Below are 16,956 nucleotides of genomic sequence, written 5' to 3' on the forward strand. Positions count from 1 at the left end.
CGACAACAAACCTAAAAACAACATGTTATGCACCACAAGGCCCCAGAGTATCACGTTCCGATCCTGGAGTCAGATGTGTCAAAATATCTCATAACTGACCCCAATGGAATTTATGTCGATGCCACCTTGGGAGGGGGCGGACACGCTGAAATTATGCTCAAGCATCTGGGACTTAATAGCAAATTAATCGGCATTGACCGCGATCCCAAAGCTATCGAAGTCGCGGCAAAACGCCTGATTCCATTCAAAGATCGCGTTTATACAGTGCAAGCACCGTTTTGGAATCTCCGACATATTTTGGCGGAACAGGGTCTCGCGACAATTACAGGCATTTTATTCGATCTGGGTCTCTCATCGCACCAGATTGACAATGCCGACCGGGGATTCAGTTTTCAGCAACGCGGTGCGCTCGATATGCGTATGGGACCCGATGCAAAATGCACGGCCCACGAGGTGGTCAATTCGTATTCGCAGGAAAACTTGACCCACGTCATTAAAACTTATGGCGAAGAACGCGCTGCTGCCCGCATTGCCCGAGCAATTTGTGAAAACAGGCCTCTTAATTATACGGACGACCTGGCCGATGTAATTATACGGCATACTTATGGACCTCGAAAGCAGAAGACACTTGCGAGGGTATTTCAGGCACTTCGCATTGAAGTAAATGACGAATTGACACATCTTGAAGACGCACTTCAAATAGCTGTTGACTTGCTCAAACCCGGCGGGCGCATTGGCGTTTTGTCTTATCACTCGCTGGAACACCGCGCTGTCAAACGGGTTTTTGAACTGGGCACACGCGATTGTATCGGACCTGTGGGTCTGCCCGTATGCGCGTGTGATCGCTTACCAGTATTGACCTTGCCGAGAAAGCGAGCCATTCGACCAAATCGGGCGGAAATCGTCAAAAATCCACGGGCACGTAGCGCAACACTTCGCATGGCGCAACGCCTCGCTGTTTCCGCTCAGCCCTGGTTATGCCATCAAGGACTACTGTCGTGACTTCAGAACCGCGCCCGCCCTGGGGGATTTATCGCTCTGGTTTTTTATCGATTATTCTCCTCGTTGCAGGATTACTGATTTATATGTGGGGGCATGTGCAAACCCTGAGTCAGGGGCGTGAAATCGACCAGCTAAGTGAAGAGCGAAAAAATCTTTTGAACCAGCAAGAGCGACTCCTGGCCCGTACAGCGAGTTTGAAGCAGAGCAAGCGCATTCGCGATATTGCCGTTCGAGAATTGGGTATGGTGTTCCCAAGTGATCCACCAAAAAATTTGTATTTGAGTCGATAATGAATAACCGCTTAAGAATAATCGCGTTTTTCGGTATGGGATTCGCACTACTTTTGGCGTTTCGGTTGGTTTCTCTACAAGTCTGGTCGGTAGAGACATACGCAGACCAGGCGCGCAGTCAGCATGTCAAGAAGCGGGTTTTACTGGCAGAAAGAGGACGCATTTTTGACCGACGCGGCCGGGTGCTGGCGACAAGCCTCGAATCCCAATCGTTCTTTCTCAATCAAATATCCGATAGAGACAGCCTGCGTGCGCTCGCCGTTCGGTTTTCTCAACAATCCGGACATGATGAGGCATCTCTCCTTGAAAAGGTAGATCGCTCGCGCTCCTTCGTGTGGCTGGCTCGTCAGGTCATCGATGCACCTACCGGATTGCCAGAAGGCATCGGGCGCATTGTCGAGATGAGGCGCAATTATCCCATGGGGACTCTGGCGAGTCAGGTATTGGGATATACCGATACCGATGGACAGGGAATCGAAGGAATTGAGCGCGCGTTTGATCCAATCTTAAGAGGCGAACCAGGTGAGTTATCCGCACGCGTTGATGCGCGAGGGCAAATGCTCAGCACACTCGGCGCAGTTCGGCGGATGCCGAAAAATGGCGATGATATCACCCTTACCATCGATGCTGACTATCAAGCTATTGCAGAAGAAGAGTTGCTAAAAGGCATGCAGAAATTCAATGCCAAAAGCGGCATTGCCATTGTAATGGACCCTCATACGGGCGAAATCTTAGCACTGGCAAATGCGCCCTTTTACGATCCAAATGATTTTTCAAAATCAGAACTCTGGATACGGCGCAATCGGGCAGCTACTGATCAGTTCGAGCCGGGTTCAACCTTTAAGGTTGTGGCATTTGCCGCCGCGCTTGAAGCCGGTTTGGTTAAGCCAGAAGATAAGATCTTCTGTGAAAATGGCAGAATGCGTATCGCTGGTGGCAAAATACTTCGAGACTCACATCCCAGCGGCTGGCTGACCGTGCGAGAAGTAATGGAAGAATCGAGTAATATTGGCACGGCTAAAATTGCACGTAAAGTGGAAAAAGGTCCCCTGTACCGCCAGATGCGCTTGTTTGGCTTTGGCGCCAAAACAGGTGTGGACTTACCGGGCGAAGTCGGCGGTCAACTTCGCCATCCAGATAAATGGTCGGCACGATCATTGGAAACCCTTTCCATAGGACAAGAGATCGCCGTGACAGCCCTTCAAGTCGCCGCTGCTTATAGCGCGATTGCCAATGGGGGACGCTTGATGAAGCCGCGTATTTTTTTTAAAGCTTCTCGCAACGATTCCACAACAGCTGAAGGATCGCCCAGACCAATTCGACGGGTAATATCGCCAGAAACAGCCCGCACTCTTACCAGTTTTCTCGAAGGCGTTGTCAGTCACGGTACCGGTAAAAATGCACGCATAGACGGTTTCCGTGTTGCAGGAAAAACTGGAACAGCGCAACAGGTAAAAGAGGGACAGCCCGGATACGATCCCGATCGCTACATTCCGTCTTTTGTGGGATTCTTGCCCGTTGAACGCCCCGAGTTGCTGTGTCTGGTAGCCATAGATAGCCCCCAAAAGATCCACTGGGCAAGTCTGGTGGCCGCGCCTGTTTTTAAACGTATTGTACAGCGAGTTTTGAGTCTGCGGCAAGCGCCTCTACGCCACAGTGCACCCCTGCTCGAAGAACAGCCGCCGCCACCTCCACGCGCCGATATTCATCTGGTGGGCCTTTCGCGGAAAGCTGCAACAGATGCCCTGAAACGTCTGGGAATGACCTATCAAATTGCGGGTGAGGGAGACCGCGTTGTTGGACAGCATATCGACATCGAAGAAAATAATGTCTCGTTGTTTTTGGCTTCTGCCACAGAGGACAAAGGTTCAGACTCGCTTTACATGCCCGATGTGCGCGGAGCACCTGTGCGGCAGGCGGTCGCCCAATTGACACAATTGGGATTCCAGATCAAAATTTCGGGTAGTGGACGGGTGATTGCACAATCACCCGAACCGGGTGTAGCCGTAAAACCGGGAACTGTATGCACGGTCGAATGCAAACGAGAAAGTTGAGATATGCGCCTGCGAGAACTGCTATCCGACGTGCCAGATGTCGTGAGGATGCGCGGAAATAATCCCAATATTGGGGGTATTGCAACCCATTCGGGACGCGTCAAAGAAGGCGATGTATTTGTCGCGCTCAGTAGCGATGGCAACTTTCCAGATCGACATCCTTTTATTTCTCAGGCTGTTCGGGCAGGTGCTCGGGCCGTTGTTGCCGAACGCGATGTCGATGTAGGGAATACGGTTTTTGTTCAAACGACCAACACGCATCGCGCACTTGCACATATTGCCCATCGTTTTTACAACAGACCGAGCGAACAGTTGAAAATGATCGGTGTTACGGGCACCAATGGCAAAACATCGACCGTTTATCTCATCCGCGCGGTGCTCGAAATGGCTGGTCTCGCACCGGGCTTGATTGGAACCATTGAACACGACCTCGGCACAACACGCGAAACATCGCATAATTCTACGCCACAGGCACACGACTTACACCGCATGTTTCGCGCAATGGTCAATGCGGGATGCCGGTCAGCCGCGATGGAAGTAACATCACACGGACTGGCGCAAAACCGCGTGTTGGGCATTGATTATGAAGTTGGGGTATTTACTAACCTCACGCGCGATCATCTGGATTATCACGACACGCCTGAAGCCTATTTGGCTGCCAAGGCACGGCTCTTTGACAATCTCAGATCGGATGCTTATGCAGTCGTCAATACAGACGACGCGGCATCAAAAATATTGATAAAAAAATGTTCGGCACATTTGTTGAGCTATGGTCGCTCAGAAAATGCGAGAGTGCGCATTTTAGAGGGCAGCACATCGCAGGGCGGTACGCGACTTTGTTTGCAAACGCCGCACGGACAGATGGACCTGGAACTGGCACTTCGGGGCGATTTTCAGTTGTACAATGCAACTGCGGCAGTCACTGCTGGCCTCGCATTGAAAATCGAACCCGACATCATCGCAGATGCTTTGCGCGAAATTCGGATTCCGGGTCGTTTTGAAGGCATTGATTGTGGACAAAATTTTGGGGTATTTGTCGATTATGCACACGCGCCAGATGGACTTAAAAATGTGCTGCAAACGGCGCGTGCATTTGCCCGTGGACAATTGATTTGTGTATTTGGGTGCGGCGGGGATCGCGATAAGGGGAAGCGACCTGTGATGGGCGGTCTATCTGCACGGTTGGCCGATCTGTCTGTGGTGACATCAGACAATCCCCGCACCGAAGACCCCGATGCCATTATTGCCGATATTTTGCCCGGTCTGGGCGATGCCCCACACATCGTTGAACCCAATCGCCGACGGGCAATTGAAAAGGCCATTGCAAAAGCGCGACCAGGTGACCTCGTGCTCATTGCGGGCAAGGGACATGAAAATTACCAGGAAGTCAATGGGATTAAAACCCCTTTTGACGATCGTGAAGTTGCACGGGAAATACTCACGTGCAAAGTGGGGTGATGGGTTATATGGAAGGATTAACACTATCAGATGTAATTGACGCGACCCGGGGGCACTGGATCGGACGGGATGATCCCTTCTCTATTGTACCAACAGGGGTCAGTATTGATACGCGGACACTCAAACCGGGTGAAATTTTCTTTGCATTGCCCGGCGAAAAGGTCGATGGTCACCAGTTTTTGGACGCTGCATTTGACAGGGGAGCCTGTGCTGCAGTGGTCACCCGGTCTGGAGCGCGAGAATCGCGGCAAGCACTGATCGCTGTCGATGCACCCGATTTAGCTCTGGGCGATCTGGCGAGGTTTTATCGCAGGCGTTTCGACATTCCCGTTATTGGCATTACGGGTAGCAGTGGCAAAACCACGACAAAAGATATGGTCGCTGCTGTTTTGAGCACGCGGTATCGGGTTTTGGCAACACGGGGAAATCTCAATAACAGACTGGGCGTGCCGCTCACCTTATTCAAATTGTCGGCCCATTGCGATGTCGCAGTTATTGAAATGGGCATTAGCGAACGCGGCGGTATGCGCTATCTGTGCGAAATTGCGCAACCGACCATCGGCATGATAACCAATATCGGACCAGCACATATCGAGTTTTTCGGCTCTGTAGAGGGTGTGGCAAAAGCCAAAGGGGAACTTCTGGAATATCTAGACGAGTCTTCTATGACTATCTTGAATCTCGATGACCTGTTTTTGTCCAAGGAGAGAGCAAAAGTTAAGGGGAGACTCCTGGGCATTGGCATCGAACAGATATGTCAGTTTCGTGGGGAGGGACTCAAACTGGATCAGAAGGGCTTTGGTCATTTCTCTCTACAGGGCCATTCGTTTCACCTGTCAATTCCAGGCAAGCACAATGTGTATAACGCGCTGATGGCCGCAACAGCGGGATGGGCTCTCGATGTGCCCCTACAAGATGCGGCAAAAGCACTTGAAAATTTTACGCTGACCGAACTGAGAAGTCAGGTACTGGAACACAATGGAATTCGCATGATCAACGACACGTACAACGCCAACCCCTCGTCGATGCGGGCAGCCCTTGAGACCCTATCGCAAATTGAGGTGGCTGGTCGGCGGATTGCAGTAGTAGGCGATATGCGCGAATTAGGAGCAATGACCTACGACGCACATCGGGAATTGGGACGCGAAGCTGGCAATCGGCAAATTGACGCACTTTTCGCGCTGGGCGATCTGGCACCAGTGGTCGTTGAAGGGGGACGCGAGGCAGGCATAGACCAGGCGTGGGCTTATGCAGACCGGGATGCGTTAACCGGGGCATTGCAGGCTTATTTGAAACCCGGAGACTTGATGCTCATCAAGGGATCGCGCGGCATTGCAATGGAAAGAGTAGTTACAGCACTGGGGTTTGAAATGTGAAAGGCGCAAGGAGTGAGGTGGCCCTCTCACTCCTTACTTCTTCATGACACTGACAAACGAACAAAGATATGATCGAACCTGGATTTTGTTGCTGCTCATTGTGGTTATGTTGGTGGGCTTTGGCACGGTAGTGATGTATAGTGCCAGTTCTGGATTGGCGCAACTGCGATTTGACGATGGCAATTTTTTTCTCAACCGCTGGGCCATTCGCATGGCCATCAGTTTGGTTGTGATGGTTCTGCTGATTCACATAGATTATCGCGTCTGGCGCAAACAGGCGCGTTTGATGCTGGCGATAGCTTTTGCTTTTTTGCTCGTGGTCCTCATCCTCAAGCTATTTGGCATTGGCAAGGTGCGAGGTGCATATCGCTGGATACCATTGCCAGGTGGGCAATTTCAACCCGCCGACATGATGCGCGTAGTTCTGGTGCTTTACCTGGCCGATTCCCTGACGCGCCGCCAGGATGTAATTGACAATTTCAAATCGGGCTTTTTACCCCATGTCGTGGTAATCGGCACGGCAATGGTGATGATTTTGATACAACCCGATTTGGGCACGGCGATGGCAATTGGCGTGACCTGTGCATTGATGCTCTATCTGGGCGGTGTGCGATTGCGACACCTCATGGCGACGTTTGCAGGTCTTTTGCCTGTTCTGTATGTGATTGTTTTTGTTTTTGGATATCGCCGCGAGCGCGTGATGACGTTTATATTTCCCAGCGATGATGTGCAAAATACGGGCTATCATCTCGCGCAATCCCTTCTCGCCCTGGGCAGTGGTGGATTTTGGGGCACGGGCCTGGGACAGGGGCAGCAAAAATATTTCTTTCTGCCCGAGCCCCATACTGATTTTGTATTTAGCATTGTGGGCGAAGAGCTCGGTTTGTGGGGCACCATGCTCGTTTTAATTTTATTTTTAATATTTGGGAGGTGCGGATTTCGCATTGCCCGCATAGCTCCCGACACCTTTGGATTTCTATTCGCTTCTGGCATTACGATTTCGATTCTGATTTATGCTCTGATCAACATGGGTGTGGCTACCGGGTTGCTGCCTGTCACGGGACTTCCCCTTCCCTTTATCAGCTACGGTGGTTCATCCTTGATGTTTACACTCTCCGCGACAGGTGTGCTCATTGGCATTGGACGGACGAGTACTCGACATAGAACCCGTCACTCACCTGCTACATCGCAAACCGTTCCCCGGCACGCGATGTATAAACAACATCACCTCATCATTCCCCGACGTTGAACGATTTCAAAATGGTCTCATTCGACGCTGGAACCCGAGTGCATTTTATCGGCATTGGCGGCATAAGCATGAGCGCGTTGGCCGAATTGCTCGCCGCACGTGGATGCCTCATATCGGGTTCTGACCGGCAGGATTCACCGCTCATCCGGCGTTTGGAACAACTCGGTATTTCCGTGAGAATTGGACATGCGCGCGATGCCATTGCTGGAGCCGACTGCGTCGTTTACACATCGGCGACGGATTCTGAGAATCCCGAAAGAAAAGCTGCGCGTGAAAAAGGCATTCCCCTGTTGCGCCGCGCCGAATTGCTCGGTCAACTTGTGAATCCACATCCCGCGATATGCGTGGCGGGCACGCATGGCAAGACCACTACAACGGCAATGATCACGACCATGCTCATCGCCGCTGGCTATGACCCAACGGCTCTTGTAGGGGGTGTGATTTCTGGCTGGGAAACTGCGTTGCACATAGGCAATGGCGCGCTCTGGGTGGTAGAAGCCGACGAATACGACCGCTCTTTTTTGACATTAAGACCCAAAATTGCTGTGGTAACAGCACTGGAAGCCGATCACCTCGACTGCTACGAAGATATGAACGACATTCGCGCGACTTTTGAACAATTCATCAATACCCTGCCCAGCGATGGCTGCGCTGTGTTGTGTGCTGACTCTCCCGAGATACGCCTGCTCAATCTCGATAGGCAATACAAAAAAATGACCTTCGGTTTGACAGACGGCGACCTTCGCGCAACAAGTATTGAACAAGACGGTTTTGGGATGGCTTTTGACGTGTTTGAAAAAAATACGCGGTTGGGGCGTACGCGCCTTCAAGTACCGGGCAAACACAATGTAACTAATGCTCTATCGGCACTTGGGGTTGGTGTGTATGTCGGCCTCAATTGGGAAGAAATTTGTGGTGGTATCGAAGCCTTTCGAGGTGTTCATCGCCGATTTGAAATGCTCGGCAAAGCACGGGGTATCGCGGTGATTGATGATTACGCCCATCACCCCACAGAAATTGCTGCCACACTTCAGGCGGCGCGGGCGGGATGGCGCGGTCGCCTTGTAGTCGCTTTTCAACCGCATTTGTACACCCGAACGCGCGATTTTGCACCCGATTTTGCCCGGGTGTTACAACGGGCCGATCGCGTGTGGATCACCGATATTTATCCCGCGCGGGAAGAACCCATTGCGGGCGTTGACGGGAAGTGGCTTGCCGATCAGATTTCCGGAGCAAATTACGCACCTGCGCTAAATGATTTAAAAGCGGCATTATTAAACGACTTGCGTGCTGGAGATCTGCTACTGGTTATGGGTGCTGGAGATATTGAAACAGTTGCCAGCGATATTTACCAAATGCTCAGAGAAATATAAGGCAATGAACGATGCACGACGCGATCTGCTCGCGAGAGAGATTCAACGCCAATGCAGGGGAAAGCTCAAGCGCGATGAATCCCTCGCCAAACACACGACATTTGGGTTGGGTGGTACAGCAGACCTCTTTTTTTCGCCAGCCGATCTCAGCGATTTGGCCATTGCTGTACCCCTGATCAAAGATGCCAGACTTCCGATCTTTCCGCTGGGTGGAGGAACAAATACTCTCGTGCGCGATAGCGGATTTCGCGGGCTGGTCATTTCACTTACAGCGGGCGCGCGACGCATTGAGATTGGAGATGACGAAGGCGTCATACAAGCCGGCGCGAGCACACAGGTAGTATCTCGACAATGCCAGCGGGCAGGCAAAACAGGATTGGAATTTGGATGCGGGATTCCCGGCACCATCGGCGGCGCAATATGGGGCAATGCCGGTGCCTGGGGCGGTGAAACGATGGATCGCGTGAACTGGTTGTGCGGTATTGATCTCAGAACGGGTCGAGAAATTTACCTCGAGCAATCCGATATCTCTTTTGGATATCGACACACAGACTTGCCTGCTGATCTGCTTATTGTCGAAGCCGGGTTCCGACTTGCAGAAGGTGATCCCAAAATTATTGCCGCTGAGATGGATCGCCTGTTGGCAGAACGCAAAGACACACAACCGCTGTCAAACCGCAGTTCAGGGTGCATTTTTAAGAATCCACCAGGGTATTCTGCGGGAGCACTCATCGACAGTGCCGGATGCAAAGGGATGTCGATAGGAGCAGTGAAAGTTTCGGATGTACATGCCAATTTTATGGTCAACCTCGGTGGACATTCCACCGAAGATGTACTCGCGCTAATCGCGCGGGTTCAAAAGCGCGTTTTCCAGATTCACAAAATTGAATTGGAGACAGAAGTAAGAATATTGGGTGAATAACGAATTTTCTCAGGAGGATTTTATGTCTGAGTATAAACCAATCTACATATCTCACAGGTCTAAAAATATACAGGATGCGGTGAATACGACCCTGTACACAGCCCCTGCACCGCAGAAGCGGCCCCGAAAACTCGCGCACTGGGTAATTGTTATGACACTGATGAGCCTGCTGGGTGTGGGCATCCAAAATGCCTATTCATCGCTGGCGGATTCAGATTTCTTTCTCATGACACATATTCGGGTCCTCGGCAACGCCCTGATATCTGAAGCTGAAGTCATAGATCTTTCGCAATTGCAGGTGGGTACAAATCTTTTTGCCTGTGACATAACATCTGTAACAGAACGCGTGGCACAGCACCCGATGGTCAAAAAGGTGTTGCTACACAGAGAACCACCGGAAACACTCGTCATTAGTATCGAGGAACGCCAGCCTGTTGGGCTGTTGAACACGCCCAATGGTTTGATGGGGTTGGATGAGTCTGGCAAAATTTTCCCCCTGTCTCCTGCTGCGCAGGTAGATTTACCCATTCTAACAGGTGTTGATTTGCAAAGAGATAAGGATGGATCCTGGGCAAGTGCTCTGGCGAAATTTGTGACGGAATTGCAAATCCACACACCGGCGTTTTGGCGTGAAATTTCAGAAATTTGTACTGACAATCCCCATTCTGCTACGGTTTATCTGGTGGCTGATGATCTGGCCCTCAGAATGCGTTTTGCAAACCCCGAAAAGCAGATTCAGAATTTCCGCGCCTATACTCAGGCCACCTCTGGGCTTGGCACAGACCTCGCGTATATTGATCTGCGCTATAGAGATCAGGTAATTGTGGGCAAGCGGCAGTAGTTCATCAGTGAAAGGGCCTCACACGATGGATCGAATTGTTGGACTCGATATTGGCTCCACCAAGATCTGTGTTGTTGTAGCTGAAGTGGAAGATGACGGCACGCCCAAAATTACGGGCCTGGGCAGCAGTCCCTCCCAGGGCCTCAAGCGCGGAGTGGTGATCAATGTGGAAAAAACTGTGCAATCTATCCGCACAGCTATAGAAGAAGCGCAGGAAATGTCGGGCACGCGCATTGGTGCTGTTTATGCGGGCATTGCCGGAGATCATATACGCAGCGTGAATACGCGGGCGGTTGTGGCCGTTTCGGGACCGGACAATGAAATTACGGCCAATGATGAAGAACGCGCGATTGAAGCGGCCAAAGCAGTATCTATTCCCATGGATCGGGAAATTGTTCACGTGCTGCCGCAATCTTTTGTGGTTGACGAGCAGCCCGGTATTAAAGACCCCATTGGCATGTCGGGTGTGAGACTCGAAGTCGATGTACATATTGTAACTGGTGCTGTAACTTCAGCGCAGAATATCTGCAAAAGTATCCGTCGCGCGGGTGTAGAGGTGGTAGATCTGGTACTCGAACCCATTGCTTCGAGTTATGCGGTATTAACACCTGACGAAGAGGAAATGGGCGTGGCACTGGTCGATATAGGAGGTGGCACGACTGATCTCGCGGTGTTTTACGATGGTGCTATTCGCCATACAGCCGTTGTGGGATTGGGAGGGTCAAATGTGACAAATGATATGGCTATTGGTTTGCGCACGCCCTGGAAACAAGCCGAAGCCATGAAACGAGAAAGCGGCTGTGCATTACAATCGCTGGTCAAGCCCAACGATATGGTCGAAGTGCAGGGGGTTGCCGGACGACCTTCTCGCACGGTGTCTCGGGCAAAAATGGCCGAGATTATTGAAGCCCGCATGGAAGAAATTTTTGGACATATAAATCAGGAGATTCGCCGCACCGACTATGCCGACTTAATGGGCGCGGGCATCGTACTCACAGGTGGAGGCGCAATGCTCCAGGGTTGTGCGGAACTGGCCAAAGAAATTTTTGACTTGCCCGTGGCTATTGGCAAACCCCGAGGAATAGCGGGACGGGCCAATGCCGTGAACGAACCGCTTTATGCCACCGCTGTTGGGCTGGTACAATTTGGGCTATTTCACCAAAATGGCCATTTTATAGCCGATGACGGCGTTTTTCGCAATTCAACTTTTGGTCGTATGAAAAACTGGATTCGAGATTTTTTTTAAAGAGTTGCATCTTTACTAACGTTATGCTCTAAATAGTTGATAGCCAACCCATTTCCACTGTGTTTCAAACAGGAGGTTCTCATGGTAACTTTTTCTATTGTTGACTCCGATAGCCAGGCCAAAATCCGGGTCGTAGGCGTCGGGGGGTCAGGTGGTAATGCGATCAATCGCATGATTGTGTCGGGATTGCAGGGCGTTGAGTTTATCGCCATCAACACCGACGAACAAGATCTCAAACTTTCACAGGCGCCTAATTGCATTCAAATTGGGCGCAATATCACAAAGGGATTGGGCGCAGGTGCCAATCCCGAAATTGGCGCAGAGGCCATTGAAGAAAATCGCGACGAGGTCGCCGAAGCATTGACCGGATCCGATATGGTTTTTGTGACCGCTGGCATGGGTGGCGGCACGGGCACGGGTGCAGCGCCCACCGTCGCTGAAATTGCCCGTGAGGTAGGCGCGCTCACTGTAGGCATTGTGAGTCTGCCTTTTAGAATGGAAGGCATGCCGCGCATGCGCAATGCTCAAGCGGGTATTGATTCCTTGAAAAGATCTGCGGATACAGTGATTATTATTCCCAATCAGCGGCTTTTGGAAATCAGTTCAGAAGACACAACGCTGACAGAGGCATTTCTCATCGCCGATGATATTTTATTGCAGGCCACGCGGGGTATTTCCGATTTGATCACCATACCCGGCGAGGTGAATCTCGACTTTAATGACGTGCGTACGGTGATGCAAGCCGGCGGCGATGCGCTGATGGGTACAGCCGAAGCTTCTGGCGAAAATCGAGCGATTACAGCAGCTGAAAAAGCATTGAATAGCCCATTGCTCGACAATGTATCTGTTGCAGGCGCTCAGGGAGTGCTGGTGAATATTTCAGCCAGCAGTGAACTGAAGCTGTTTGAAATGGATAAAGCTGTGAATCTCATAACCGATGCCGTGGGTCACGAAGCCAATATTATATGGGGTACGGTGCTCGATGATAACCTCGGGGACGAAATGCGCGTCACAGTTATTGCCACGGGCTTTAATACCGACTCACCGCAGAAGCTCAATGAGCCCAATATAGGCATTTCTTACTCGAAGTTCACACCCGAGCCTACTGTTAGCACAGATATTCCAGCCTTTATACGCAAAATTGAATCTGAGAATACTGAGCTTGATACAGAGGAAGAACCCGAGAAAAAACTCGAGGAAAAACCCGAGAAAAAACCCGAAGAAAAACCCAAAATCGACACCATATCCCTAAACGATCTACAATATCCCACATTTCTTCGCAGACAAAAGGAAGGATAAAAATAAAACGTGAGACGTAAGACGCAAGACGTAAGCTCCCCCTTGCGTCTCCCCCAAAAACAGGCATATCTTTACGCAATTTCTGCCGTCTTTCTGTGGTCAACGGCGGCCACTGCATTTAAATTATCTCTACGCGTTTTAGATCCCATTCAACTTTTGTTCTACGCCGTCCTTGCGTCGTCCATTGTTCTGGGCCTGATTATAGTGGCTCAGGGCAAATGGTCGGCGGTTTTTTTGTGTACGCGACGGCAGTATTTGCAATCCCTCGGATTGGGGTTGCTCAATCCATGTGCCTACTATCTGGTATTGCTGCGTGCTTACGACCTGCTGCCTGCGCAAGAAGCACAACCTCTGAATTACACCTGGGCAATAGCACTGGCCCTGTTGTCCATTCCCCTTTTGAAACAAAAATTGACCCTGTGGGATGTAATCGGCGGAACAGTGAGCTATGCCGGGGTATTTGTGATTTCTACCCGGGGCGATATAATGGGATTTAGATTTTCCAATCCCCAGGGAGTGGGACTGGCTCTTTTCAGCAGCTTTTTGTGGGCACTGTACTGGATCTTCAACAAACGGGATACGCGAGACCCGGTTGTGGGAATGTTTTTGAATTTTGTTTTTGCATTGCCTTTTGTGCTGACAATCTGCATCACATTTTCAGATATGCGGATCAATATACAGGGATTAGGTGGCGCTATTTACGTCGGATTATTTGAAATGGGCATCACATTTGTCCTGTGGTTGTCGGCGATGAAGCTTACTGATCACACGGCGAGAATCGGAAATTTGATCTTTTTATCTCCATTCTTATCTCTTGTCTTTATCCACTTTTTGGTGGGAGAAGACATATTTCCCTCCACTTATGTCGGACTGACGTTGATCATCGCGGGCTTGATTGTACAACAAAAAAAGCCCTATACCGTTACCTGAACCGCTTTACACACGCCAGATTTGGCATTAGTTTAATCCGATTCTACAACTGATCAAGGAGGGTTTATGCCTGAACGTCCGAATATCCTGATTTTGCACAGTGACGAACACAGTTTTCGCTTTTTGTCGGCACGCAGCCGTGAGCGAGGTGGTGAACCCTGCCACACGCCCACATTGGATGGCTTAATCGCACAGGGCGTCAACTTTGACGCGGCCTATTGTCAGATGCCGCTGTGTACTCCGAGCCGTATTTCAATGCTAACTGGACGACACGCACATCGGTGTGGCGCGTGGACCAATGGGTCGATTTTAGATCCCGATTTGCCCACTTTTGGCAGTCATTTTCAGGCCAATGGGTATGAAACAGCGGTCGTGGGCAAAACGCATTTGGGCGGATCTTTGCAACACGCCGGATTTGGCGCGCGGCCCTATGGCGACTTCGGTGGTCCCTGTTCCCATCAGCCCGACCCATTGCACAAAACAGGAGATGGTTTGCGGACGCGCACAGTTGATGCGGGAATCAGCGAGGTACCCGAATCGCTCTTACAAGAAAATATGATCGCACGCGAATCGCTTGCGTGGCTGCGCGAACATCGCCATGCCAATCCCGACAAGCCGTGGCTGGTCTATACGTCATTTAGCCGCCCGCACTTCCCGCTAACTGCTCCGAAGCGATTTTTCGACCGCTATTATCCCGAAGGGGTAACGCCCCCCTGGGTGCGCCGCACCGGCGATAGTGCCGACCATCCGATGACAGTGGGCGCAATCAGGGGATTTCGGACCGAAGAAATCGCCGAAGATGAAATGATGAAAGCGCGCGCAGCTTATTTTGCAGCGGTCGATTTTCTGGACGAAATTCTGGGGGATTTTCTGGCCTTGCTCAACCGCGATGGATTTTTGGACAACACAGTCATTATATATACATCCGATCACGGAGAACTGGTGGGCGAACACGGAATATGGTGGAAAAATACATGGCACGAAGCCGCCGCCCACGTGCCTTTCATCTTTTCGCTTCCCGAACACCGCAACGGTAGCCTGAACACGCGAGAAATACGCACACCCGTAAGCCTTGCGGACCTCTTCCCCACACTTTGTGGATTGGCGGGTCTAAATTGTCCAGAAGGGGTAGATGGTGTGGATTTGACCGATGTTCTAAAAGGAGAAACGAGTTCCGCACTCAATGACCGCGCAGGCGTGATTACCGAATCGCCAAATCCCCGCTGGGGCAAAGGCACAGAGTTTCGGATGATTCGTTCCAGACAGTACAAGTATATCGCATTTCGAGACTGTGAAGATCTCGCCTTCGACATGGAAACCGATCCCGACGAGCAACGCAATTTGCTAAAACATGATCCCGACAATGCCGACTTAAAAGCATTGCGAGAAGCGGTACTGGATGGATTTGACTTTGACGAGGTGGGAGCCCTCCGCGAAAAGCAAACTGCTGAATTGCGCGCAAAATATCCAGCGCGGGTTAAAATGCACACCCCCAATCAAATTCTGCGAGGCGACGGCAAATTGGTCGAAGTCGATACACCTCTGTACGCGTCCAAAGTGATCAGCGACGATCCCTCACGAGACTTTGACGATTATCCTGCGCGGTAGAATAGTTAAACCTTAATTTTTTTGGAGGTTATAATGACAGCTTTTTCTCGCGTTTGTGAAACACCATCAGCTTCCCCTGATAAGATACAAGAATACTTCTCATATAAGTTGCGATGTGAGACCGATCCGTTTGACGTGAATGCGGATATAGAAAATGGAATCGATAGTTTCGCGCTTATTGATGTGCGCAGTAAAGAAGACTATCTCAACGGTCACGCTGCCGGGGCTATCCACATTGATCACAATGATATGACCGAAGCGAGAATGGCTGAATTTCCCAAAGACCGATTACTCGTAGTGTACTGCTGGGGACCTGGGTGTAACGGCGCGACAAAAGCCGCTGTGAAATTGAGTGCTTTGGGATTTTCCGTAAAAGAAATGATCGGCGGGATTACCTATTGGAAAGAGGAAGGATATCCAGTAATATCAGGCGTTTAGAGCATAGCTATCTGCTTGATTAAGCAAGTGATCAAAGATGCGATCGAAAATCGTATTGGGCATTTTTTCGGGATGGAATTGCACACCGATAATGCGACCATCTGGTGTTTCGATACCTTCTATGACTCGATCTTCACTGCGGGCACTTATATTGAGCTCCCCGCCAACCGCCTCGAGTCCTTGCAGGTGAAAGCTATTGGTCGTACATTCGGTCTTGCCCAGAATAGACGAGAGATGAGAGTTAGAATCAAGTGAAACCGCGTGATAAACGGGATCTTCTGTGCGCCTGGGTGAATGCGAATCGACATCGCATTGTATTTGAATATCGGCATAGATTGTGCCGCCAAATTGAGCGTTGATAAATTGCATGCCATAGCAGATGCCCAAAACAGGCATCTGTTTTTTTTGCGCGTACTCAAAAGCGCGAATATCATTTTCATAGCGCGTGGGAGCAACCTCGGGCAGGTCTTTGGGCAACTTGCCAACCAGACCCTGCGTAATACCAGGGCCGCCAGTAATAATCAGGCCGTTGAGCAGGGCAAACAGCGGCGCGAGCGTTTCCTGCTCCTCTGTCATAGGCAGAATAAGAGGACAACCACCCGCGCGTTCTACCGCAATCACATACTCGTGATTGAGCGATTGCTGTTTACTTTTCGAAAGAAAGCTGGTCGTAATACCGATTATCGGACGTGGCATTTTAAAAATTGGGTAGAATAGGCAACGCTTTTTGCTTGATGAATGCACAAATATGTAACATCATGGAATGAAGAACAAGGTTAAATTGACGTACTCCCAAATCTAAAGCATTGGGATTATAGAATCTTGTTGCTTCAGCAGGGATTGTGGGATCAACAGTAGTTGCTTGCGTTC

15 protein-coding genes are annotated in these 16,956 nt (G+C 50.6%); 14 read left to right on the plus strand and 1 reads right to left on the minus strand.

Features of this window, described 5'->3' with window-relative positions:
• Positions 1 to 27 precede the first annotated feature (27 nt).
• From rsmH to OXH16_21690, 14 genes are all read left to right on the plus strand, one after another.
• Positions 28 to 1,002: a 16S rRNA (cytosine(1402)-N(4))-methyltransferase RsmH gene (gene rsmH / locus OXH16_21625; GenBank protein MCY3684011.1), complete on the plus strand. Its 975-nt coding sequence runs from the start codon at positions 28 to 30 to the stop codon at positions 1,000 to 1,002.
• Positions 999 to 1,292, plus strand: coding sequence for a cell division protein FtsL (locus tag OXH16_21630; GenBank protein ID MCY3684012.1), 294 nt, complete (start codon positions 999 to 1,001; stop codon positions 1,290 to 1,292). The genes rsmH and OXH16_21630 overlap by 4 nt, the downstream gene beginning before the upstream one ends.
• The gene (locus tag OXH16_21635) at positions 1,292 to 3,346 is read left to right on the plus strand and encodes a penicillin-binding transpeptidase domain-containing protein (protein MCY3684013.1); all 2,055 of its coding nucleotides are present in this window, start codon (positions 1,292 to 1,294) and stop codon (positions 3,344 to 3,346) included. Before OXH16_21630 ends, OXH16_21635 begins: the two co-directional genes overlap by 1 nt.
• 3 nt (positions 3,347 to 3,349) lie before the next feature.
• Positions 3,350 to 4,804, plus strand: coding sequence for a UDP-N-acetylmuramoyl-L-alanyl-D-glutamate--2,6-diaminopimelate ligase (locus tag OXH16_21640; GenBank protein MCY3684014.1), 1,455 nt, complete (start codon positions 3,350 to 3,352; stop codon positions 4,802 to 4,804).
• Between the two features lie 8 nt (positions 4,805 to 4,812).
• Positions 4,813 to 6,180, plus strand: coding sequence for a UDP-N-acetylmuramoyl-tripeptide--D-alanyl-D-alanine ligase (locus OXH16_21645; protein MCY3684015.1), 1,368 nt, complete (start codon positions 4,813 to 4,815; stop codon positions 6,178 to 6,180).
• A 43-nt stretch (positions 6,181 to 6,223) separates the two neighbouring features.
• Positions 6,224 to 7,429, plus strand: a complete 1,206-nt coding sequence (gene ftsW / locus OXH16_21650; protein ID MCY3684016.1) for a putative lipid II flippase FtsW — start codon at positions 6,224 to 6,226, stop codon at positions 7,427 to 7,429.
• An 11-nt stretch (positions 7,430 to 7,440) separates the two neighbouring features.
• Positions 7,441 to 8,802 carry a UDP-N-acetylmuramate--L-alanine ligase gene (gene murC / locus OXH16_21655; protein ID MCY3684017.1) on the plus strand — a complete coding sequence of 454 codons (1,362 nt, stop codon included), beginning with the start codon at positions 7,441 to 7,443 and terminating at the stop codon, positions 8,800 to 8,802.
• Between the two features lie 4 nt (positions 8,803 to 8,806).
• Positions 8,807 to 9,724 carry a UDP-N-acetylmuramate dehydrogenase gene (gene murB / locus OXH16_21660; protein ID MCY3684018.1) on the plus strand — a complete coding sequence of 306 codons (918 nt, stop codon included), beginning with the start codon at positions 8,807 to 8,809 and terminating at the stop codon, positions 9,722 to 9,724.
• Between the two features lie 22 nt (positions 9,725 to 9,746).
• On the plus strand, positions 9,747 to 10,565 hold the full coding sequence (locus OXH16_21665) for an FtsQ-type POTRA domain-containing protein (GenBank protein MCY3684019.1): 819 nt from the start codon (positions 9,747 to 9,749) through the stop codon (positions 10,563 to 10,565).
• Positions 10,566 to 10,590: 25 nt separating this feature from the next.
• On the plus strand, positions 10,591 to 11,811 hold the full coding sequence (ftsA, locus tag OXH16_21670) for a cell division protein FtsA (GenBank protein ID MCY3684020.1): 1,221 nt from the start codon (positions 10,591 to 10,593) through the stop codon (positions 11,809 to 11,811).
• Between the two features lie 81 nt (positions 11,812 to 11,892).
• A complete protein-coding gene (gene ftsZ, locus OXH16_21675) occupies positions 11,893 to 13,110 on the plus strand; it encodes a cell division protein FtsZ (GenBank protein MCY3684021.1) in 1,218 nt (405 codons plus the stop codon).
• A gap of 9 nt (positions 13,111 to 13,119) precedes the next feature.
• Positions 13,120 to 14,040: a DMT family transporter gene (locus tag OXH16_21680; protein ID MCY3684022.1), complete on the plus strand. Its 921-nt coding sequence runs from the start codon at positions 13,120 to 13,122 to the stop codon at positions 14,038 to 14,040.
• A gap of 66 nt (positions 14,041 to 14,106) precedes the next feature.
• Positions 14,107 to 15,648 carry a sulfatase-like hydrolase/transferase gene (locus tag OXH16_21685; protein MCY3684023.1) on the plus strand — a complete coding sequence of 514 codons (1,542 nt, stop codon included), beginning with the start codon at positions 14,107 to 14,109 and terminating at the stop codon, positions 15,646 to 15,648.
• Between the two features lie 33 nt (positions 15,649 to 15,681).
• Positions 15,682 to 16,086, plus strand: coding sequence for a rhodanese-like domain-containing protein (locus OXH16_21690; protein MCY3684024.1), 405 nt, complete (start codon positions 15,682 to 15,684; stop codon positions 16,084 to 16,086).
• Here OXH16_21690 and OXH16_21695 read toward each other — a convergent pair.
• Positions 16,075 to 16,782, minus strand: a complete 708-nt coding sequence (locus OXH16_21695; GenBank protein MCY3684025.1) for a gamma-glutamyl-gamma-aminobutyrate hydrolase family protein — start codon at positions 16,780 to 16,782, stop codon at positions 16,075 to 16,077. The genes OXH16_21690 and OXH16_21695 overlap by 12 nt on opposite strands.
• Between the last annotated feature and the right edge of the window lie 174 nt (positions 16,783 to 16,956).

It is taken from the genome of Gemmatimonadota bacterium (assembly GCA_026705765.1).
Lineage (GTDB): Bacteria > Latescibacterota > UBA2968 > UBA2968 > UBA2968 > VXRD01.